At 71.5% G+C, this 20,057-nt stretch carries 18 protein-coding genes; 5 read left to right on the top strand and 13 right to left on the bottom strand.

Translation table 11 applies throughout. The features are described from left to right. Window positions 1-89: 89 nt before the first annotated feature. From IEY61_RS16605 to IEY61_RS16595, 3 genes are read right to left on the bottom strand one after another with little or no spacing between them, the layout of a single operon-like run. Window positions 90-851 carry a succinate dehydrogenase/fumarate reductase iron-sulfur subunit gene (locus IEY61_RS16605; RefSeq protein WP_189045258.1) on the bottom strand — a complete coding sequence of 254 codons (762 nt, stop codon included), beginning with the start codon at window positions 849-851 and terminating at the stop codon, window positions 90-92. Continuing rightward, the gene (locus tag IEY61_RS16600) at window positions 848-2,785 is read right to left on the bottom strand and encodes a fumarate reductase/succinate dehydrogenase flavoprotein subunit (protein WP_189045256.1); all 1,938 of its coding nucleotides are present in this window, start codon (window positions 2,783-2,785) and stop codon (window positions 848-850) included. Before IEY61_RS16600 ends, IEY61_RS16605 begins: the two co-directional genes overlap by 4 nt. 2 nt (window positions 2,786-2,787) lie before the next feature. Beyond that, a complete protein-coding gene (locus tag IEY61_RS16595; RefSeq protein ID WP_268240654.1) occupies window positions 2,788-3,480 on the bottom strand; it encodes a succinate dehydrogenase cytochrome b subunit in 693 nt (230 codons plus the stop codon). A gap of 77 nt (window positions 3,481-3,557) precedes the next feature. Here IEY61_RS16595 and IEY61_RS16590 point away from each other — a divergent pair, with 77 nt between their 5' ends. Next, window positions 3,558-4,490 carry a LysR family transcriptional regulator gene (locus IEY61_RS16590; protein ID WP_189045254.1) on the top strand — a complete coding sequence of 311 codons (933 nt, stop codon included), beginning with the start codon at window positions 3,558-3,560 and terminating at the stop codon, window positions 4,488-4,490. A gap of 32 nt (window positions 4,491-4,522) precedes the next feature. Here IEY61_RS16590 and hrpA read toward each other — a convergent pair whose 3' ends face one another. After that, complete coding sequence (hrpA, locus tag IEY61_RS16585) at window positions 4,523-8,509, bottom strand: ATP-dependent RNA helicase HrpA (RefSeq protein WP_189045252.1); 3,987 nt, start codon at window positions 8,507-8,509, stop codon at window positions 4,523-4,525. A 130-nt stretch (window positions 8,510-8,639) separates the two neighbouring features. Between hrpA and IEY61_RS16580 the strand changes: the two genes are divergently transcribed. After that, entirely contained in the window at window positions 8,640-9,005 is a 366-nt protein-coding gene (locus IEY61_RS16580) for a cytidine/deoxycytidylate deaminase family protein (protein ID WP_189045250.1), read from the top strand. A 13-nt stretch (window positions 9,006-9,018) separates the two neighbouring features. Here IEY61_RS16580 and IEY61_RS16575 read toward each other — a convergent pair whose 3' ends face one another. From IEY61_RS16575 to trmB, 5 genes are all read right to left on the bottom strand, one after another. Next, on the bottom strand, window positions 9,019-9,378 hold the full coding sequence (locus tag IEY61_RS16575) for a YciI family protein (RefSeq protein ID WP_189045248.1): 360 nt from the start codon (window positions 9,376-9,378) through the stop codon (window positions 9,019-9,021). A gap of 130 nt (window positions 9,379-9,508) precedes the next feature. Then, window positions 9,509-9,970: a DoxX family protein gene (locus tag IEY61_RS16570; RefSeq protein ID WP_189045246.1), complete on the bottom strand. Its 462-nt coding sequence runs from the start codon at window positions 9,968-9,970 to the stop codon at window positions 9,509-9,511. A gap of 126 nt (window positions 9,971-10,096) precedes the next feature. Beyond that, window positions 10,097-10,741: a hypothetical protein gene (locus IEY61_RS16565; protein WP_189045244.1), complete on the bottom strand. Its 645-nt coding sequence runs from the start codon at window positions 10,739-10,741 to the stop codon at window positions 10,097-10,099. Between the two features lie 130 nt (window positions 10,742-10,871). After that, the gene (locus tag IEY61_RS16560; protein ID WP_189045242.1) at window positions 10,872-13,376 is read right to left on the bottom strand and encodes a DEAD/DEAH box helicase; all 2,505 of its coding nucleotides are present in this window, start codon (window positions 13,374-13,376) and stop codon (window positions 10,872-10,874) included. 96 nt (window positions 13,377-13,472) lie between these two features. After that, complete coding sequence (gene trmB / locus IEY61_RS16555) at window positions 13,473-14,096, bottom strand: tRNA (guanosine(46)-N7)-methyltransferase TrmB (RefSeq protein WP_229705978.1); 624 nt, start codon at window positions 14,094-14,096, stop codon at window positions 13,473-13,475. 225 nt (window positions 14,097-14,321) lie between these two features. On the opposite strand from trmB, the gene IEY61_RS16550 reads away from it, so the two are divergent. Together IEY61_RS16550 and IEY61_RS16545 are read left to right on the top strand one after the other, a co-directional pair. Continuing rightward, entirely contained in the window at window positions 14,322-15,008 is a 687-nt protein-coding gene (locus IEY61_RS16550) for a hypothetical protein (RefSeq protein ID WP_373293165.1), read from the top strand. A 343-nt stretch (window positions 15,009-15,351) separates the two neighbouring features. Continuing rightward, window positions 15,352-15,966, top strand: a complete 615-nt coding sequence (locus tag IEY61_RS16545; protein WP_373293166.1) for a class F sortase — start codon at window positions 15,352-15,354, stop codon at window positions 15,964-15,966. A gap of 62 nt (window positions 15,967-16,028) precedes the next feature. On the opposite strand, the gene IEY61_RS16540 is transcribed toward IEY61_RS16545, so the two are convergent. From IEY61_RS16540 to IEY61_RS16530, 3 genes are all read right to left on the bottom strand, one after another. After that, a complete protein-coding gene (locus tag IEY61_RS16540) occupies window positions 16,029-16,340 on the bottom strand; it encodes an antibiotic biosynthesis monooxygenase family protein (protein ID WP_189045236.1) in 312 nt (103 codons plus the stop codon). Between the two features lie 17 nt (window positions 16,341-16,357). Then, window positions 16,358-17,155 (bottom strand): exodeoxyribonuclease III, encoded by a 798-nt coding sequence (locus tag IEY61_RS16535; RefSeq protein ID WP_189045234.1) that lies wholly within the window; start codon window positions 17,153-17,155, stop codon window positions 16,358-16,360. A gap of 109 nt (window positions 17,156-17,264) precedes the next feature. After that, complete coding sequence (locus IEY61_RS16530) at window positions 17,265-18,176, bottom strand: proteasome assembly chaperone family protein (protein ID WP_189045232.1); 912 nt, start codon at window positions 18,174-18,176, stop codon at window positions 17,265-17,267. Between the two features lie 189 nt (window positions 18,177-18,365). Here IEY61_RS16530 and IEY61_RS16525 point away from each other — a divergent pair, with 189 nt between their 5' ends. Continuing rightward, complete coding sequence (locus IEY61_RS16525; protein WP_189045229.1) at window positions 18,366-19,187, top strand: EcsC family protein; 822 nt, start codon at window positions 18,366-18,368, stop codon at window positions 19,185-19,187. A 3-nt stretch (window positions 19,188-19,190) separates the two neighbouring features. On the opposite strand, the gene IEY61_RS16520 is transcribed toward IEY61_RS16525, so the two are convergent. Beyond that, a complete protein-coding gene (locus IEY61_RS16520) occupies window positions 19,191-20,039 on the bottom strand; it encodes a GDSL-type esterase/lipase family protein (protein ID WP_189045227.1) in 849 nt (282 codons plus the stop codon). Between the last annotated feature and the right edge of the window lie 18 nt (window positions 20,040-20,057).

Below are 20,057 nucleotides of genomic sequence, written 5' to 3'. Positions count from 1 at the left end.
TCTTGATCGTTGACGCCGCAGCCACTCGACACGCCGAGTAGGCGACCGCGCAAGCGTCAACGATCAAGGGCGCACGTCGTGCCGCGGGGTCAGGTGCCGGGAGTGTCGCCCCGCTTGGCGGTGGCGGCCAGGTAGTCGCGGTTGAGCCGGCCGATGGTGCTCAGCGGGATGCCCTTCGGGCAGACCACGGTGCACTCACCGGCGTTGGTGCAGCCGCCGAAGCCCGCCTCGTCGTGCGCGTCGACCATGCCGATCACCCGGGTGTAGCGCTCCGGTTGGCCCTGCGGCAGCAGGGACAGCTGGGTGACCTTGGCGGCGGTGAAGAGCATGCCGGAGCCGTTCGGGCAGGCCGCCACGCAGGCGCCGCAGCCGATGCAGGCAGCCGACTCGAACGCGGCGTCCGCGTTGGCCTTGGCCACCGGTACGGAGTGTGCCTCGGGCGCGCTGCCGGTCGGCGCGGTGATGTACCCGCCGGCGGCGATGATCTCGTCGAAGGCGTTCCGGTCGACCACCAGGTCCTTGATGACCGGGAAGGCCCGGGCCCGCCACGGCTCGATGTCGATCGTGTCGCCATCGGAGAACTGCCGCATGTGCAGCTGGCAGGCGGTGGTGCCGCGCTGCGGCCCGTGCGCGTTGCCGTTGATCATCAGCCCGCACATGCCGCAGATGCCCTCGCGGCAGTCGTGGTCGAAGGCGACCGGCTGCTCGCCGTCGAGGATGAGCCGCTCGTTGAGTACGTCGAGCATCTCCAGGAACGACATGTCGGGCGAGACGTCGTCGACCTGGTAGGTCACCATCCGACCCTTGTCCTGTGGGCCGGACTGGCGCCAGATGCGCAGGGTCAGGTTCACTTGTAGCTCCGCTGCGTGGGGTGGACGTATTCGAAGTTGAGGTCTTCCTTGTGCAGCACCGAGGGCTGCCCGGTCGCGGTGAACTCCCACGCGGCGACGTACGCGAAGTGCTCGTCGTCGCGCTCGGCCTCGCCCTCGGCGGTCTGGTGCTCGGCCCGGAAGTGGCCGCCGCAGGACTCCGCCCGGTGCAGGGCGTCGATGCACATCAGCTCGGCCAGCTCGAAGAAGTCGGCCACCCGGCCGGCCTTCTCCAGCGACTGGTTGAGCCCCTCGCCGTCGCCCGGTACCCGCACCCGCTGCCAGAACTGGTCACGCAGGTCGCGGATCTCGTCGATCGCCTTGCGCAGCCCGGCTTCGGAGCGCTCCATGCCGCAGTGCTCCCACATGATCTGGCCCAGCTCCCGGTGGAACGAGTCCACCGTCCGGTCGCCGTTGACGGCGAGCAGCCGCTGGATGCGGTCCTCGACGTCGCGGCGCGCCTCGACCGCCGCGGGGTGGCTGCCGTCGACCGTGTCGAACGGGCCGTCGGCCAGGTAGTTGGCAATCGTGTTGGGCAGCACGAAGTACCCGTCGGCCAGGCCCTGCATCAGCGCCGAGGCGCCGAGCCGGTTCGCGCCGTGGTCGGAGAAGTTCGCCTCGCCGATCACGAACAGGCCGGGGATGGTCGACTGGAGGTCGTAGTCGACCCAGAGGCCGCCCATCGTGTAGTGCACGGCAGGATAGATCCGCATCGGGACCTCGTACGGGTCCTCGCCGGTGATCCGCTCGTACATCTCGAACAGGTTGCCGTACTTGGCCTCGATGGCCTTGCGGCCCAGCCGGTCGATGGCGTCGGCGAAGTCGAGGTAGACGCCGAGCTTGGTCGGGCCCACCCCACGACCCTCGTCGCAGACGTTCTTCGCGGCCCGGGAGGCGATGTCCCGGGGCACCAGGTTGCCGAAGGAGGGGTAGATCCGTTCCAGGTAGTAGTCCCGCTCGTCCTCGGGGATGTCCCGCGGGCTGCGGTCGTCGCCCTTGGCCTTCGGCACCCACACCCGGCCGTCGTTGCGCAGCGACTCGCTCATCAGGGTCAGCTTCGACTGGTGGTCGCCGGAGACCGGGATGCAGGTCGGGTGGATCTGCGTGTAGCAGGGGTTGGCGAAGTACGCGCCCTTGCGGTGCGCCCGCCAGGTGGCGGTGACGTTGCAGCCCTTGGCGTTGGTGGAGAGGTAGAAGACGTTGCCGTAGCCGCCGGAGGCGAGCACCACGGCGTCGGCGAACTCAGATGTGATCTCGCCGGTGACCATGTCCCGGACCACGATGCCCCGGGCCTTGCCGTCGACGACGATCAGCTCCAGCATCTCGTGCCGGGCGTTCATCTCCACGTTGCCCAGGCCGATCTGCCGCTCCAGCGCCTGGTACGCGCCGAGCAGCAACTGCTGGCCCGTCTGGCCGCGGGCGTAGAAGGTGCGCTGCACCTGGGCGCCGCCGAAGGAACGGGTGTCGAGCAGGCCGCCGTACTCGCGGGCGAACGGCACGCCCTGGGCGACGCACTGGTCGATGATGTTGGCCGACACCTCGGCCAGCCGGTGCACGTTCGACTCGCGGGAGCGGAAGTCGCCGCCCTTGACGGTGTCGTAGAAGAGCCGGTGCACCGAGTCGCCGTCGTTGCGGTAGTTCTTCGCGGCGTTGATGCCGCCCTGCGCGGCGATCGAGTGGGCCCGGCGCGGGCTGTCCTGGTAGCAGTACGACCTGACCTGGTAGCCCTGCTCGGCGAGGGTGGCCGCGGCGGAACCGCCGGCCAGGCCGGTGCCGACCACGATCACCGTCATCTTGCGGCGGTTGGCCGGGTTGACCAGCTTGGCCTCGAAACGGCGACGGTCCCAGCGGGTCTCGATCGGGCCGTCGGGAGCTCGGGTGTCGGCGATCGGGTCGCCCTCGAGGTAGAGATCCATGGTCAGGACACCAATCGGGTGAGTACGGCGAACGGGACCACGAGGTAGCCGACGCAGAGCGCGACGGCGAAGACCAGCGCCACCGCGCGGGCGCGCTGCTCGCCGCGCGGGGTCTGCTGGCCGAGGCTGCGCAGCGCGCTGAACACGCCGTGCCGCAGGTGGAAGCCGAGGGCGACGATCGCCAGGGTGTAGAAGAGGGTGACGTACCAGCGTCCCGGGGCGAAGTCGGCGACGACGTTGGCGTACGGCCGGGCCGGGTCGCCGACCGGGTTCAGCGTGCCGGTGGTCAGGTCCAGGATGTGGTAGATCACGAAGAGCAGGATGATCACGCCGCCCCAGCGCATGGTGCGGGCCGCGTAGCTGCCCTGGACCTTCTTGCGGTGGGCGTAGCGCACCGGGCGGGCGGCGCGGGCGCGCAGCGCGAGCACCGTGGCGGCCCAGATGTGCAGGAGTACGGCCACCAACAGCCCGACCCGCTGGAGCCACAGGAACCCGGCGCTGGGCAGCAGCGGGGCGCCGATCTCGCGCAGCCACTCGGCGTAGTGGTTGAACGACACGGCGCCCGTGAAGATCTTCAGGTTGCCGAGCATGTGTGCGATGAGGAACAGCACCAGGAGGATGCCCGTCACCGCCATGACGGCCTTGAGGCCGACGTTGGATCGGATGGGCGACCGCGTTCTCGTTGTGACTACCACGTGACCGACGCTAGGAGCACTTCGATCAGTCGTCCAATGCATCGACACCGCAGTCTTGATAGCCATAGGCTATGTAGATGCAACTCCATCAGCTGAGGTACTTCGTCGCGGTGGCCGAAGTACGACATTTCACCCAGGCGGCCGACATGGTCGGGATAACTCAGCCCTCCTTGAGTAAGCAAATTCACGCGCTGGAGGGCACCCTCGGCGCCCCGCTGTTCGAGCGGGTAAGGGGCAACATCACGCTCACCGCCGCCGGGGAGGTGCTGCTGCCGCTGGCCAAGCGGATCCTCGCCGACGTCGAGACCGCGACCCGTGAGGTGCAGGAACTGGTCGGTCTGCGGCGCGGTCGGGTCCGCCTCGGTGCCACCCCCAGCCTGGCCACCTCGCTCGCACCGCCGGTGCTGCGCCGGTTCCGGGACGCCCACCCCAGCGTCGATCTGCGGGTGGAGGAGGGTGGTTCCCAGGACCTGGTCCGTGACCTGCTCCGGGGGGGCCTGGACCTGGCGCTGATCATCATGCCGGCGCAGGGCGCCGACCCGGGGCTGCGCGCCGACCCGATCCTGGCCGAGAGCCTGGTCGTCGCCTCGGTCGACCCGCTGCCGACCACCTCGCCCAGCGGCGAGCTGCGGATCACCGACCTGCGTGACCAGCCGCTGGTGATGTTCCGCGAGGGTTACGACCTGCGCGACGCCACGCTCCAGGCGTGTCGGGAGGCCGGCTTCGAGCCGCGCCTGTCGGTCGACGGTGGCGAGATGGACGCCGTGCTCAGCTTCGTCGAGGCCGGGCTGGGCGTCGCCCTGGTCCCCGGCATCGTGGTGGCCCGCCGGCCCGGTATCCGGGTCACCCGGCTCGCCCCGCCCGGCGTACGGCGGACCATCGCGGTGGCCCGCCGCCGCGACGTGGTGCCCACCCACGCCGGCCGCGAACTACGGCGCATCCTGCTCGACTACGTGGACACCGCCACCGCCACCGACGTCCTTCCGCCCGGCGTGGAGCCCCTGAGCTGACGCGCCCCCTCCCGCGATCCCGCACTTCCGGGTCAGGTGGCCTCGGCGTCGTCCATGGCCCGGTAGATGCGCTGCTCGGAGACCGGGTACGGGGTACCCAGCCCCTGGGCGAAGACGTTCACCCGCAGCTCCTCGATCATCCAGCGGATCTGCCGTACGGCGGCGGAGTTCCGTCGCGACGCGGGCAGCGCGGCGAGCATCTCGTCGTACTCCCGCTGGACCACCGCGATGCGGTCCTGCTGAGACTTGTCCCGGGGCGGGTTGCCGGGCAGCCGGTCCAGCCGCCGTTCGATCGCGGTCAGGTAGCGCAGCAGGTCGGGCAGGCGGGCGTAGCCGGTCTCGGTGATGAACCCGGCGTGCACCAGCCCGGTGAGCTGGTTGCGGATGTCGGCCAGCGCGGCCACCACGGCCAGGTTCCTCGTCGCGCCGAGCCGCTGCTGCACCGCGTACGCGGCGGCGAGCACCGCCCGGACCCGGTCCATCACCTCCACCACGGTGTCCACCAGGCCGGCGCGGACCTTGTCGCGCAGCGCGGCGAAGCCCTCGGCGTCCCAGGCCGGGCCGCCCGCGTCGGCGATCAGCTTGTCGATCGCCGCGCCGGCCGTGTCCTCGATGAGCGCCTGCACCCCGCCGTGCGGGTTGCGCGACAGCGCCAACTTCGCCTCGTTGCTCAGCCGGCCCTGGAGGAACTTCGCCGGCGACGGCACGGTCAGCCGCAGCAGTCGCCGGGTGCCCGCCCAGTGCGCGGCCTGCTGTTCGTCCGCCGAGTCGAAGACCTGCACCCCGACCGTGGCGCCCTCGTCCGTCAGGGCCGGGTACGCGGTCACCGCGTACCCGGCGCGGACCTGCTCGATGGCGCGCGGCAGGGTGCCGAGGTCCCACGTCGTCAGGCCGGTGCGGGCCACGTCCGGCGCGGCGGCGGCCACCACCTGGCGTACCTCGGCCTTGAGCTGGCGTTGCAGGGTCGGCAGGTCCTTGCCCTCGGCGACCGGTTTGTCGTCCGCACCGAGCACCCGGAAGGTGACCCGCAGATGCGGCGGCAGCTTGCCCGGATCCCAGGCGTCCCGCGGCACGGTCACCCCGGTCATCCGGCGCAGCTGCCGGGTCAGCGCGTCCAGCAGCGGCTCCTCGCCGGCTGTGATCTCGGCCAGGGCGGCGCGGGCGTAGTCCGGCACCGGCACGAAGTTGCGCCGCACCGGCTTCGGCAGCGACCGGATCAACGCGACGACGAGTTCCTCGCGCAGCCCGGGTACCTGCCAGTCGAAGCTCTCCGCCGGCACCTGGTTGAGCAGCGGCAGCGGGATGTCCACCGTCACCCCGTCGGCCGGGGTGCCCGGCTCGAACGTGTACGTCACCGGGAGCGCGACCCCGTCGGCTCGCCACTGATCCGGGTAGTCGGTCTCGTCGACCCCGCCGCGGCCGGAGTTGACCAGCAGCTCCCGGGTGAAGGTGAGCAGCTCGGGCCGCTCCCGGCGGGTCTTCTTCCACCAGGTGTCGAAGTGCCGTCCGGAGACCACCTCGGCGGGGATCCGCTCGTCGTAGAACTGGAAGATCGTCTCGTCGTCGACCAGGATGTCCCGTCGCCGGGCCCGGTTCTCCAGCTCCGCCACCTCGGCCAGCAGCCGCTGGTTGTCCCGCCAGAACTGGTGATGGGTGGACCAGTCGCCCTCGACCAGGGCGTGCCGGATGAACAGTTCCCGGCTCAGCGCCGGGTCGATTTGGCCGAAGTTCACCTTGCGGGCGGTGACCAGCGGCACGCCGTACAGGGTGACCTTCTCGTACGCCATCACCGCCGCCGGCTTCTTCTCCCAGTGCGGCTCGCTGTAGCTGCGCTTGACCAGGTGCTGGGCGAGCGGCTCGACCCACTCCGGCTCGATCCGCCCGTTCACCCGGCCCCAGAGCCGGGCGGTCTCCACCAGTTCGGCGGCCATCACCCAGCGCGGCGGCTTCTTGAACAGCGCCGAACCGGGGAAGATCCCGAACTTCGCCCCCCGGGCGCCGAGGTACTCGTGCTTCTGGGCGTCCTTGAGGCCGATGTGGGAGAGCAGGCCGGGCAGCAGCGACTGGTGCACCCGGGGGGTGTCGATCTCCTCGGGCAGGTCCGCGTTCGTGGTACGCAGCACCTGGCGCAGCTGGCTGACGATGTCCTGCCACTCGCGGACCCGCAGGTAGTTGAGGTACTCGGCCTTGCACATCCGCCGGAACGCGCCGGAGGACAGCTCCCGCTGCCGTTCGCGCAGGTACCGCCAGAGGTTGAGGTACGCGACGAAGTCCGACTCCTTGTCGGCGAAGCGGGCGTGCGCCTGGTCGGCCTGGGCCTGCTTGTCCGCCGGTCGTTCCCGCGGATCCTGGATCGACAGCGCGGCGGCGATCACCATCACCTCGGTGGCGCAGCCGTTACGCTCGCCTTCCAGGACCATCCGGGCCAGCCGGGGGTCGACCGGGAGTTGGGCCAGCCGCCGACCGAGCGGAGTGAGCCGTTTCGTCGGCTCGTTCTCGGTGGGGTCGAGCGCGCCCAGCTCGTGCAGCAGGTTGACGCCGTCGGTGATGTTGCGACGGTCCGGCGGGTCGATGAACGGGAAGGCGGCGATGTCGCCGAGACCGATGGCGGTCATCTGGAGGATGACCGAGGCCAGGTTGGTACGCAGGATCTCCGGATCGGTGAACCCGGGGCGGGATTCGAAGTCCTGCTCGTCGTAGAGCCGGATGCAGACGCCGTCCGACGTACGCCCACAGCGACCCTTGCGCTGGTTGGCACTGGCCTGCGAGACCGGCTCGATGGGCAGCCGCTGCACCTTCAGCCGCTGGGAGTAGCGGGAGATCCTGGCCGTGCCGGGGTCCACCACGTACTTGATGCCGGGCACGGTCAGCGAGGTCTCCGCGACGTTGGTGGCCAACACCACCCGGCGACCGGAGTGCGGGGCGAAGACCCGGTGCTGTTCGGCGACGCTCAGCCGGGCGTACAGCGGCAGGATCTCGGTGTTTCGCAGCGCGGGGCGATTGTCCACCAGCTTGCCGAGTGCGTCGGCGGTGTCCCGGATCTCCCGCTCGCCGCTGAGGAAGACCAGGATGTCGCCGGGCCCTTCGGCGGCCAACTCCTCGACGGCGTCGCCGATGGCCTGGACCTGGTCGCGGACGTTCTCCTCGTCCGCGGCCTCCTCCTCGTCGGCCTCGACGACGGCGATCAGCGGTCGGTAGCGCACCTCGACCGGGTAGGTCCGTCCGGACACCTCGACCACCGGCGCCGGTACGCCCTCGGGATGCTCGGCGGTCGGCGGACCGGCGAAGTGCTTCGCGAACCGGTCGGTCTCGATGGTCGCCGAGGTGATGATCACCTTGAGGTCGGGCCGGCGGGGAAGCAGCTGCCTGAGGTAACCGAGAATGAAGTCGATGTTCAGGCTGCGCTCGTGTGCCTCGTCGATGATCAACGTGTCGTACTGGCGCAGCATCCGGTCGGTCTGCAACTCGGCCAGCAGGATGCCGTCGGTCATCAGCTTGACCAGGCTCTGGTCGCTGACCTGGTCGGTGAAGCGCACCTTGTAGCCGACCACGTCGCCCAGCTCGGTGCCCAGCTCCTCGGCGATCCGGTCGGCGACCGTACGGGCGGCCAGCCGGCGGGGCTGGGTGTGCCCGATCAGCCCGGTGATCCCGCGTCCCAGCTCCAGGCAGATCTTCGGCAGCTGGGTGGTCTTGCCGGACCCGGTCTCGCCGGCCACGATCACCACCTGGTGGTCGCGGATCGCGGCCGCGATGTCGTCCTTGCGCTCGCTCACCGGCAGTGCGGGCGGATAGGTGATCGCCGGCAGCGCAGCCCGGCGGCGCTCCAGCCGATCCTCCGCCGCGGCCACCTCGGTGGCGATTTCGGTCAGCGCGGCCTCGCGCCGCTGCGGGTCGTGTAGCCCGCGCAGCCCGTCGAGCCGCCGCCGCAACCGGCGCTGGTCGCGGTACATCAGGCTCCGCAGGCGGCGGTGCAGGTCGCGGGCGGTGTCGGGCGCGGCGGAGGTGGGTGGATTCTGCATGTCGTCGCCAAGGATAGGCAGCCCGCTGCCGGCCCGCCTCTGGGTTACCCCCGCCGGTCTTGGTGCACTGGTGCGGCGAGCGGCGGTCTATCGTTGCTCACCGACCGGGAGCGAGCACGGGGGGACGACCATGCGGGACACCGACCGGGCGCTGGTGCAGGCCGCCAGCGCGGTGGCCAAGTTGCGGTGCCGCAGCGCCGCCCACACCCTCGCCACGGCGGCCCGGACCGCCGAGGGACGGGTCGTCTCCGGCGTGAACGTGGTGCATGACAGCGGCGGCGCCTGCGCCGAGGTGATCGCGGTCGGCACCGCCGCGACCCAGGGCGTGCACGACCTGGAGACCATCGTGACGGTCGGGGATCGTGGCCGCAGCCTGGTCACCCCCTGCGGACCGTGCCGTCGACTGCTGGCCGAGCTTTTTCCGGAGCTGCGGGTGATCGTCGGGCCGGTCGACGACCCGCGGGTCGTACCAGTCACCGGGTTGCTCGAGCCCTGAGGCCGGGCCGGCTTCAGTCGCCGGCGGCGACCTCCAGCATCGAGCGGGGAACCGGCACGTTCTCGAAGCGGACGTTGCCCTCTGGCACCATCCACGAGAACACGTGCGCGACCAACTGGCCCGCTCGGACGGCGGGGTCGTCGTGAAACAGCTCGCGAGCCATCGCCGGGTCGACCGAGAGCACGGCCACGCCCCGGATCTGCTCGTCGTCGTGGTCGACGAAGGGCCCGGCCGCGAGCACCGCCCCCTGCTCAACGAGCCCGGCCTGATGGGCCAGGTGCGCGTTCTCCAGTAGATCGGCCGCGTCCTGCGGCAACTCGGGAGCGCCTGCCGGCCGGAGCAGGAGCACGATGGTGTGCTGGTCGAATCGCATGCTCGCACCGTATGACCGAAATGCGGTTCTGCTCGCCGGTTGGTTCGCTGGTCACGCTCTTGGGTCGGCCTGCACCGGCCGGGCGGTCCACTCCGGAGGGCGGACCGCCCGTGCCGACTCGGTGAACGGGTCAGGCGCGGCCGGCGGCCGCCAGCTCGGCGGAGTCCGGGGCGCCGCTGCGCCGGCGGTCGGACAGGAGGTGGTCCAGGCTGAAGCGCCCGGCCCCGACCGCCACCAGCAGGAGGCTGGCTGCGCCGAGCGTGAGGACGAGCTCGTAGCCGCCCTGGTCGACGAAGAGGCCGTTGCCGGCGTGGACGAAGGCGAACGCGCCGATCATCTGCAGGGTGAGCAGGGCCCCGACGACCGGCACGGCCACGCCGAGGATGAGTGCCGCGCCGCCGAGTAGTTCGACGCCAGTGGCGAACCAGGCCGAGGCGGTGGGCATGGGTACGCCGACCTGGCCGAAGAAGGCGGCCGTCCCGTCGACTCCGTTGGTGACCAGCTTCTGCCAGCCGTGGGCGAAGAACACGATGCCGACACCGATCCGGGCGAGCAGTACGCCGACGTCACGGATGGAAACTGGCAGGGTCATGGGTTTCTCCTCAATCCTGATTAATTCGCCCGAAATCGGTCGGGCTGCCGCCGCGACCAACCGTACCCAGAAATGATTGAGGGTTCAACCTTTGATTCTGAAAGTTTTTGGTGGGTGGGATGGTGGTCAGGCGGCGGCGGACCAGATGGTGCGGAAGGCGGCGGCCTCGCCGGCCAGCCAACGCTCGATCTCGCCGGGCTTCACCCCGTCGGGCATCCGGTGGGTGGCCCCCCGGCGGACGTCGACCAGGACCGGCTCGGCGTGCGGCAGGACCGCGTCCATGTGGCGGGCCATCAGGTGCAGGGTGGCCAGGGCCGCCTCCTCGCTCGGCGGCGCCTCGTCGAAGTGCAGGCGAACCGCCTCGGCTCGGCCATCGGCGTACCGGACCCCGAAGTGTGGGTTGATCTTGACAGGCAGGTCGCCGAGCATGGCCAGGGCGTCGCGGGTCTGCGCCAGGTCGACGCCGGTCGGCTCGCCGAGCGAGTGCAGCCAGGCCGTGGCGCCGGGCACCAGGGCCTGGTAGAGCGGCCGCCAGCGGGGCTTGACCACGTCGACGACCTGGGACAGGTGTGCGCCACCCGTGTGGAAGGCGATGTCGGCCTTCAGCGCCTTGACGAACTGGCCGTGCGGGTTGAAGCCGGACCGGCTGGCCCGCTGACGGCGCAGGCCGCCGACGAAGTTGGCCTTGGTCGGGCCGGTGCGGCCGACGTACCGGGTGAAACCGAGGAGGGTGGCATAGGGCGTGAGAGGGGCGGAAGTGGGTGCGGTCACGAGCATCCTCCCAGGTCAGGAACCTGATTAGTACATACATTCTAATCGACGACCCTGACATCGCCCAGGGAAGATAAGGGGCCACCCGGACACTCCGGATGGCCCCTGAAGAAGGGATTTTTCCCCGGCGTCAGAGCTGGCCGACGCCGGTGACCCGGACGACCGCGGCGCCGGCCTCGTCGGAGGCGGCCAGGTCCACCTCGGCGCTGATGCCCCAGTCGTGGTCACCCTCGGGGTCGTCGAGGATCTGCCGCACCGTCCACCGCTCCCGGCCCTGCTCGATCATCAGCAGCGCCGGGCCCCGGGCGTCCGGCCCGGTCCCGATGGCGTCGTACGACTCGAAGTACGGTTCCAGCGCGTCGGCCCACGCGTCGGCGTTCCAGCCGGCGTCGGAGTCCAGCTCGCCGAGGGCGTCCCAGTGCCGCAGCGCGGCCAGCTCCACCCGGCGGAACAGGGCGTTGCGGACCAGCACCCGGAACGCCCGCGCGTTGCGGGTCACCGCCGTGGGGCGGTCGTCCAGGGCGGCGGCGACCTCCGGCAGGTCGGTGGGGTTGCGCAGCCGCTCCCACTCGTCGATCAGGCTGGAGTCGACCTGCCGGACCAGCTCGCCGAGCCACTCGATCAGGTCGACCAGTTCCTCGGTCTTGGCCTCCTCGGGCACGGTCTGCCGCAGCGTCTTGTACGCGTCGGCCAGGTAGCGCAGGACCAGGCCCTCCGAGCGGGACAGCCCGTAGAACTGCACAAACTCGGTGAAGGTCATCGCCCGCTCGTACATGTCCCGCACGACCGACTTGGGAGACAGTTGATGGTCGGCCACCCACGGATGGCCCTGCCGGTACATCTCGTACGCGTTCTCCAGCAGCTCCGCCAGGGGCTTGGGCCAGGTCACCTCGTCGAGCAGTTCGAGGCGGGCCTCGTACTCGATGCCCTCGGCCTTCATCGCGGCGACCGCCTCGCCGCGGGCCTTGAACTGCTGCGCGGAGAGCACCTGGCGCGGGTCGTCGAGGATCGACTCGATCACCGACAGCACATCCAGGGCGTACGACGGGGAGTCGGCGTCCAGCAGCTCGATGGTGGCCAGCGCCAGGGGCGACAGCGGCTGGTTGAGCGCGAAGTCGAGCTGGAGGTCGACGGTGAGCCGGACCCGCCGGCCGGTCTCGTCCGGCTCGGGGAGTTCCTCCACCACGCCACCGGCCCGCAACGCCCGGTAGATGGCGATGGCCCGGCGGATGTGCCGGCGCTGGGCGGCGGCGTCCTCGTGGTTGTCGGTGAGCAGGTGCCGCATGGCGGCGAACGCGTCACCGGGACGGCCGATGACGTTGAGCAGCATCGAGTGACTGACCTGGAAGCTGGAGGTCAACGTCTCCGGTTCGGCCTCGACGAGGCGCTCGAAGGTGGGCTTGCCCCAGCCGATCGACCCCTCCGGCGGCTTCTTCCGGACCACCTTGCGTCGCTTCTTCGGGTCGTCACCGGCCTTGGCGAGGGCCTTCTCGTTCTCGATGACGTGCTCGGGCGCCTGCACGACGACCCGGCCGAGGGTGTCGAAGCCGGCCCGCCCGGCCCGGCCGGCGATCTGGTGGAACTCGCGGGCCTTGAGCAGCCGGGTGCGCACCCCGTCGTACTTGGACAGTCCGGTGAACAGCACGGTGCGGATCGGCACGTTGATGCCGACGCCGAGGGTGTCGGTACCGCAGATGACCTTGAGTAGCCCGGCCTGGGCCAGGGTCTCCACCAGCCGGCGGTACTTGGGCAACATCCCGGCGTGGTGCACCCCGATGCCGTGCCGGACCAGCCTCGACAGCGTCTTGCCGAACCCGGAGGTGAACCGGAAGCCCCCGATCGCCGCCGCGATCAGGTCCTTCTCGGCGCGGGTACAGACGTTGACGCTCATCAGCGCCTGGGCCCGCTCCAGCGCGGCCGCCTGGGTGAAGTGCACGACGTAGACCGGGGCCTGCTTGGTCTCCAGCAACTCCTCGAGTGTCTCGTGCAGCGGCGTCATCGCGTACGAGAAGAGCAGCGGGACCGGCCGCTCGGCCGAGCGGACGACGGCGGTCGGCCGGCCGGTACGCCGGGCCAGGTCCTCGACGAACCGGGTGGTGTCGCCCAGCGTGGCCGACATCAGGATGAACTGCGCCTGGGGCAGCTCGATCAGCGGCACCTGCCAGGCCCAACCCCGGTCGGGCTCGGCGTAGAAGTGGAACTCGTCCATGATCACCTGGCCGACGTCGGCCCGGGTGCCCTCGCGCAGCGCCAGGTTGGCCAGGATCTCCGCGGTGCAGCAGATGACCGGGGCGTCGGCGTTGACGCTCGCGTCGCCGGTGAGCATGCCGACGTTCTCGGCGCCGAAGACCTCGCAGAGCGCGAAGAACTTCTCCGACACCAGGGCCTTGATCGGCGCGGTGTAGAAGGTGGTCCGGTTGTCGGCCAGGGCGGCGAAGTGCGCGGCGATCGCGACCAGGCTCTTGCCGGAACCGGTCGGCGTGTTCATGATCAGGTTCGCGCCGGAGACGATCTCGATGACCGCCTCCTCCTGGTGGGGGTAGAGGTCGAGGCCGCGCTCGGAGGCCCAGCCGGCGAACGCGTCGTAGAGGGTGTCGGGGTCGGCGGTCTTCGGCAGCGCAGCGGTAAGTGTCATGGCCGGTCCATGGTGCCTGGATCATGCCCTCCGACGCCAACCGCTTGTTAAGAAGGGCCCCTTTCAATGCACCAGGCGTTAATAGGGGCCCCCTCCTTACACCTTCCGGTAGAGCAGGTCGGCGATCGGGCGGCCGGCGGCCAGCGCCCGCCGCTCGAACCGGGTCACCGGCCGGTGTGCCGGCCTGGGCGCGTAGCCGCCGTGCGGGTTGACCAGCCCCGGGTCGCCGTCGAGAGTCACCCGCATCGACTCGGCGTACTCCGCCCAGTCGGTCGCGCAGTGCAGCGTGCCGCCGACCGCCAGCCGGGAGCGCAGCAGGGCGACGTGCGCCGGCTGGATCAGCCGGCGCTTGTGGTGCCGCAACTTCGGCCACGGATCCGGGAAGAAGACGTGCACCGCGTCCAGCGAGTCGGGCGGCAGCAGGCCGACCAGGTCCAACGCGTCGCCCTCGGCGATCCGGACATTGCCCAGGCCACGGCGGTGGACGAGGTCCAACAGGTTCGCGATTCCCGGCGTGTGCACCTCGACCGCCAGATAGTCTCGATCCGGGTCGACGGCGGCCATCTCGACCGTCGTGTCGCCCATGCCGGAACCGATCTCGAGCACCAGGGGAGCGCGGCGGCCGAACAGGCCGACGGGATCGAACGGCGCGGCATCGGCGACCCGCAGGCCGTACGCCGGCCAGAGCTGCTCCAACGCCGCCGTCTGCCGGCCGCTCATTCGGCCGCGGCGGGGGTGGAAGGTACGGATCGGCCGCGCCGGGTGCGGCGCGGCGACGGCGGGAAAGGGTTCGGTCGTGGTCACAGCGAACCGAGCCTACGCGAGCTTCGCGGCGGATCGGATGTGATGTACGACCAGGGGTGAGACCATCATCCCGTACGGCAGACCGGGTGTCCGGCGGCGCCCGGCGACTGCCTCGGCGCGCCGGGAGGGGGCATCGTGTCAGTGACCCGCACACGTCCGGCGCTCCGGGCCGCCTCGTTCGCCGCTCCGCTGCTCGCCCTCGCGACCGCCGCCGCGCTGGCCGCCGCCGCGCTGCCCGGGCTGCTGCTGGCGACCCCGGCGCGGGCCGCGGCGCCGGGCGAGACAGCCGCCCGGCAGCAGCCGGCGACGTCGCTCGCCGCCCGACAGTCGGTCTCCGTGGCGCAGCCGTTCGCCCGTCCCGTCGCCGTCCCGTTGGCCGAGCGGGAGCCGGTGCCCGGCCCGAACGTCTTCATCGAGGTCAGCCCGAGCATGGTGGAACCGGGACACCTGGTTGGCCTTAAGGCGAGCTGCCACGACAACTCGGTGGGGGCCATCGTCGTCTCGGACGCCTTCGGGCGGGTCGCCGTGCACCCGCAGCGCGGATTGTTGACGGGCACGGCCCAGGTGAAGGATCGGGTGCTGCCCGGCAGTTATCGGGTCAAGCTGGAGTGCCGGGGCGGCGAGACCGCGTCGACCGTGGTCCAGGTGGTACGCATCGTCAAGCCCACCATCAAGCCCACCATCAAGCCCAGCCGGGGGCCGGCGACCGGCTTCGGCGGCGGCTCCGGCGGTTTCACCTCCGGCCTGCTGCTCCCCGGCGGGCTCGCATTGACCGTCTCCGGCATCGTCGTGTGGGCCATGGCGCGCCGCCGCGGCGCGCGTTGGTGAGTCGGCCATGCCCGCCGCCGGTGCACCTCGACCAAACGGCTCCGCCCGTGTCGCGCGACCTGCCGGCTCCGCTGGTACCCCACGATCGACCGGCAGCCCGCCCCGCCCTGCACCTCGCCCCAAGGGATTCGTGCCGCACTCTGGCGGCTCCGCGCGCCGTCCGGCTGGCTTCGTAGCTCGCCCCGAGATTTTCGTGCCACCCGTCGACGGCTCCGCGCGGGGATCCGCCGGCCCTGCGGGTTCGCCCGATCCTGCGCGCGGGGCTGGCCCCGCTCGCTCGGCTCGTTCCGGCGGGCGCGCTCGCCGCCTCGGGCGATCCGGCCGCAGCCCTTGGTCGACACCGCTGGCGGTGGTGCTGGTGCTGGCCGGTGTCTTCGCCACCGGCGCCGGGCTGGGGCGTACGGTCGGCGACCCGCTGGAGTGGGCCGCCGCTGCCGCCGGTGACGAACAGTCGTCGGCTGCCGCGCCCGCCACACATGCGGCGGCCCGGCCGGTCAGCCTCGCCGTCCCGGCGATCGACGTCTCCGCCCGGGTGAAGCCGGTCGGTGAGGCACCGGACGGGACGATCGCCGTACCGCCGCTGAGCCGGCACCAGGAGACCGGCTGGTACGACCGGGGGCCGGTCCCGGGTGACCCGGGACCCGCGATCATCGTCGGGCATGTGGACACGAAGAGCGGCCCGTCGGTCTTCTACCACCTGGGCAAGCTGCGGGCCGGCGACAAGATCGAGGTGATCCGGGACGACGGTTCGGTGGTGGTCTTCACCGTGGATTCGGTGGAACGCTTCGCCAAGGACCAGTTCCCCGCGGATCGCATCTACGGCCATGACGGCCCGGCCGAGCTGCGGCTGATCACCTGCGGCGGCACGTTCGTCGGCGGCCGGACCGGCTACGAGGACAACGTGATCGTCTTCGCCACCTTCACCACCCTTCGCGTCGGAGCAGCGCCGCAGCGGTGAAGCCGGTTCGCAGCGATGACCTCGCCCGTGGAGGTCGGGTGCCCGCGAGCAGGCGGCCGTGATCAGGGGACCTGCTGGACCACCTCGAACTCGAGGAGGGCGGCGCCGGAGGCGACCGGGGGGCGCTGCTCGGCGCCGGGCGGGGCGGCGTGGGCGGCTCGGGCCGGCCCGCTGGCCCATGCCTGGTAGGCGTCCTCGCTCTCCCAGCGGGTGTAGACGAAGTAGCGGCTCTCGCCGGCCACCGGGCGCAGCAGCTCGAAACCGAGGAAACCGGGGGAGTTCTCCACGGCGCGGGCCCGGGCGGCGAACCGCTTCTCCAACTCCTCGCCGGCACCGGGCGGAACGTCGATCGCGTTGATCTTCACGACTGCCATGGCTTCACCATACGACGTCAGAAGGACTCGACGGCCGGGACCAGGTCGGCGTCGACCACGATCGGGGCATGGTCGGAGGGGCCCTTGCCCTTGCGGGCCTCCCGGTCCACGTACGCGGAGCGGACCGCGCGGGCGAACGGGGCCGAGGCGTACACCAGGTCGATCCGCATGCCCTTGTTCTGGTGGAACATCCCGGCCCGGTAGTCCCAGTAGGTGAAGGGGTGCGGCCCCTTCATCGGAGTGGGCACCACGTCGACGAGGCCGAGGTCGCGCAACGCGGCGAGGGCGGCCCGCTCGGCCGGGGTGACGTGGGTGGAGGTCGCGAACAGCGCGGGATCCCAGACGTCGTCGTCGGTCGGGGCCACGTTGAAGTCGCCGCAGACCGCGAGGGTCGTGGCGGTGGTCAGTTCCGCGTCCAGCGCGTCGCGCAGCGCCGCCAGCCACGCCAGTTTGTACGCGTAGTGCGGGTCGTCGGGAGTGCGGCCGTTCGGCACGTACACCGACCAGACCCGCAGCCCGCCGCAGGTGGCCGCGATGGCGCGGGCCTCCGGCTCGGGGAACCCGGGCTCGTCGGGGAACCCGACGGCGACGTCGGCCAGGCCGACCCGGGACAGGATGGCGACGCCGTTCCACCGTCCGTCGCTGTGGCTGGCCACGGTGTATCCCAGCTCGCCCACCTCGGCGGCCGGGAAGGCGCCGTCGGGGCACTTGGTCTCCTGCAGGCAGACCACGTCCGGCCCGGTGCCGGCCAGCCAGTCCAGCAGCCGGGGCAGGCGGGCCTTGACCGAGTTCACGTTCCAGGTGGCCAGGCGCATGGTGTCAGCCTGCCGCATTTCCGGCCGACGCGCCCGGCGGGGGCCGGCCGGGAAGTCGTGTTAACAGGGGGCCCCTCCTATGCACGAGGCGTTAAAAGGGGCCCCTTCCTTACTGCTCGTTGTTCGGGCGGGTCTGTTCGGCGAGGAAGCGTTCCAGCTCGGCGCCGAGTTCCTCCGCCGTCGGCAGCGGCCCGCTCTCCGCGGCGAGCAGGTTCTCACCACTGCCCCGGGCGAACGAGTCGTACTGCTCCTCAAGGGCCTGGACCAGGCTGGTTGCCTCGTCGCTCTGCGCCACCTGCCGGTCGATCTCCACCCGGATCGCCTCGGCGGCCGAGCGCAGCCCGTCACGGGGCAGCAGCAGGCCGGTGCTGCGGGACACCGACGCCAGCAGCACCTCGGCGGCGGCCGGGTACTCGGCCTGTGCCACGTAGTGCGGCACGTGTGCGGCGAAGCCCAGCGCGTCCCGGCCGGCCTTGCCCAGGCGGAACTCCAGCAGGTGGCCTACGCTGCCGGGCACCTGGACCCGTTGCAGCCACGGCTCGTAGCCGACGATCAGCTCCCGCCGGGTGCCGTGCGCGGTCACGCCGGTCGGCCGGGTGTGCGGCACCGCCATCGGGATCGAGTTCAGCCCGACGGTGAGGCGTACGTCCAGCCGGGCGGCGAGCCCGGCGACGGCGGCGATGAACCGCTCCCACTGCAGGTCCGGCTCCGGTCCGGTGAGCAGCAGGAACGGGGTCTCGTCGTCGTCGTGGAGCAGGTGCAGCACCAGCTCTGGCTCGTCGTAGCTCTCCCAGTGGTCCTCCACGAAGGTCATCACCGGGCGGCGGGAGCGGTAGTCGAAGAGCTGGTCCAGGTCGAAGCGGGCGATCGGGCGCGACTCCAGCGAGGTGAGCAGCTGTTCGCGGGCGAGCCGGCCGGCGTTGCCGGCGTCGACGAATCCCGTGAGGGCCTGGATCAGGACCGGCTGACCGAGGTCGGGCAGATCGTCGGTGAGTTCGTAGAGCTCGTGTGGGTCGAGCACCGGTGCGGCCTCCCTCGATGCGGGTAACGGGTCGCCGGCCGGCGGCGCCCCGATCGCCAGAACGTACCCGTTATCCTGGCGCATTCCTGTTTCGCCGGCCCGCCCGGGCCGGCATCGGTTCGCGCTGACCCCGGTAGGTCGTTGCCGCGCCCGGGTACATATGGATGAGCGCGATCGAAGGGAGAGGCCATGAGTGATCCCGCCCCCGCCGATGGCCAGCCGGTGCCGCCCGCCCCGCTCCCGTCCGCCCCGATCCCGTCCGCCCCGCCCCCGCCCGACTCGCCCCCGCCCGACTCGCCCACACCGGGCTCGCCGCCGCCAGGTCCGGCCGCCGACGCGACCGAGGCCCCGCCGGCCACCCTCTGGGACCGGATGCGCCAGGATCCGCAGTACGCCCCCGAGCACCTCGCCCTCGAGGCGGTCCGCCGGCTCGGGCCCGAGGCGGCGGCGTGGATTCGGCAGGCCCGCGCCGAGCAGCCGAAGGCCACGACCGAGGCCTTGGCGGAGCAGGCGGTGCGCCGGTTCGTCAACCGGGCCCGACTCTCCGGTGCGGTCTCCGGGGCTGCCGGGCTGCCCGGCGCGGTGATCGACGTGGGAGTGCTCGCCTGGACCCAGGCCCGCATGGTGCTGCACATCGCCGCCGCGTACGGGGTGGACCCGGCCCACCCGGACCGGGCCGCCGATCTGCTGGTCCTGCAGAAGGTGCACAAGGTCGCCTCGGGTGCCCGGTTGGCGCTGGGCGTGGCGGCCGGGCGCGAGCGCGCCGAGGCGTTGTTCGGTGGCGGCGAGCGGGCGCCACTCGGTCGGGCGATGCTGCGGCTCGGCGTCCGGCTGGCGCAGATGGCCGGCGTACGCGCGGCGAAACGCGCCTTCGCCAAGGTGATTCCCGGCGCGGCGATCGTCCTCGGCACCTGGGTGAACTCCTCGGCCACCAAGAACCTCGCCGACCGGTCCCGGACCCTGTACCGCCACTACGGTGGCCCGCACCCGCCGTCGCCCCGTCGAGGATGAGCCTCAGTCGGCGTACCCGGAGGAACTCCAGGTCACGTCCGCGAGGCGGGACTGGCCGGCCGTGTTGGGGTGGAAGTAGTCCAGCGGGTTGACCAGGTCCAGGTCGAACCGGACCCGATGCACGGCGCCGCCGTCGTACCGGCAGCGGGAACCGTAGGCCCGGCAGGCCGCGGAGAGTTGGTCGTTGTAGGCGTTGACGCGCGCCCGGAACGCCGCCCGACGTTGCCGGTCGGCGGCCGCGGTCGAGGTCGGCTCGGCCAGCAGGGACGGGCAGATGCCCCGTCGCCAGACCCGCACGGCGCGCTTGTCGTCGTGGCCGACCTCCCAGAGCCGGTACAGGTTCGGAATGCTGACCACCAGGACCCGGGCCTTCGGCCGGCCCTCGCGCAGCACCCGCAGTCCGCGGTCGACCTCGGCCCGGAAGTCGGCGACCGGAGTCATCGCGTCGATCGTGCCCCGGCAGGCGTCGTTGGCGCCGATCAGGACGGTCACGTAGTCGGCGCGATCGCGTACCGCCGCCTCCGCCTGACCGGCCAGCGCCGCGGCCCGGGCCCCCGGTTTGGCGTGGTTGTACGCCTTGTCGCGCAAGCCCGGGTTGCGGTCGAGCAGCCGGCGGTAGTGGCTGTCGACCCGCAGTCCGTCCCCGGTGGACCAGGAGTTGCGCTCGCATGAGGTCAGCACCAGGCAGGAGCCGAATCCAGTGGTGATGGAGTCGCCGAGCGCGGCGACCACCTTGGGGGAGCCGGGCCGGGCCGTCCCGGTCGGTCGGGGCGCGGCCTCCCCGCCGCCTTCGCAGGCCAACGCGACCAGCGCGAGCAGGCAGACGGCGGCGGTGGTCCAACGTCCAGGCATGAATTCCCCAGCCTCACA

The sequence above is a fragment of the Micromonospora sonchi genome, assembly GCF_014646235.1.
Lineage (GTDB): Bacteria > Actinomycetota > Actinomycetes > Mycobacteriales > Micromonosporaceae > Micromonospora > Micromonospora sonchi.
This window is presented reverse-complemented; position numbering and strand designations above follow the sequence as displayed.

Excerpts from the sequence above, each read along its gene's own strand:
- IEY61_RS16540 (WP_189045236.1), bottom strand. The coding sequence starts at position 16,340 with ATGGCAGTCGTGAAGATCAACGCGATCGACGTTCCGCCCGGTGCCGGC.
- IEY61_RS16525 (WP_189045229.1), top strand. The coding sequence starts at position 18,366 with ATGAGTGATCCCGCCCCCGCCGATGGCCAGCCGGTGCCGCCCGCCCCG.
- IEY61_RS16575 (WP_189045248.1), bottom strand. The coding sequence starts at position 9,378 with ATGCGATTCGACCAGCACACCATCGTGCTCCTGCTCCGGCCGGCAGGC.
- IEY61_RS16600 (WP_189045256.1), bottom strand. The coding sequence starts at position 2,785 with ATGGATCTCTACCTCGAGGGCGACCCGATCGCCGACACCCGAGCTCCC.
- IEY61_RS16570 (WP_189045246.1), bottom strand. The coding sequence starts at position 9,970 with ATGACCCTGCCAGTTTCCATCCGTGACGTCGGCGTACTGCTCGCCCGG.
- hrpA (WP_189045252.1), bottom strand. The coding sequence starts at position 8,509 with ATGCAGAATCCACCCACCTCCGCCGCGCCCGACACCGCCCGCGACCTG.
- IEY61_RS16580 (WP_189045250.1), top strand. The coding sequence starts at position 8,640 with ATGCGGGACACCGACCGGGCGCTGGTGCAGGCCGCCAGCGCGGTGGCC.
- IEY61_RS16560 (WP_189045242.1), bottom strand. The coding sequence starts at position 13,376 with ATGACACTTACCGCTGCGCTGCCGAAGACCGCCGACCCCGACACCCTC.
- trmB (WP_229705978.1), bottom strand. The coding sequence starts at position 14,096 with ATGAGCGGCCGGCAGACGGCGGCGTTGGAGCAGCTCTGGCCGGCGTAC.
- IEY61_RS16535 (WP_189045234.1), bottom strand. The coding sequence starts at position 17,155 with ATGCGCCTGGCCACCTGGAACGTGAACTCGGTCAAGGCCCGCCTGCCC.
- IEY61_RS16590 (WP_189045254.1), top strand. The coding sequence starts at position 3,558 with ATGCAACTCCATCAGCTGAGGTACTTCGTCGCGGTGGCCGAAGTACGA.
- IEY61_RS16520 (WP_189045227.1), bottom strand. The coding sequence starts at position 20,039 with ATGCCTGGACGTTGGACCACCGCCGCCGTCTGCCTGCTCGCGCTGGTC.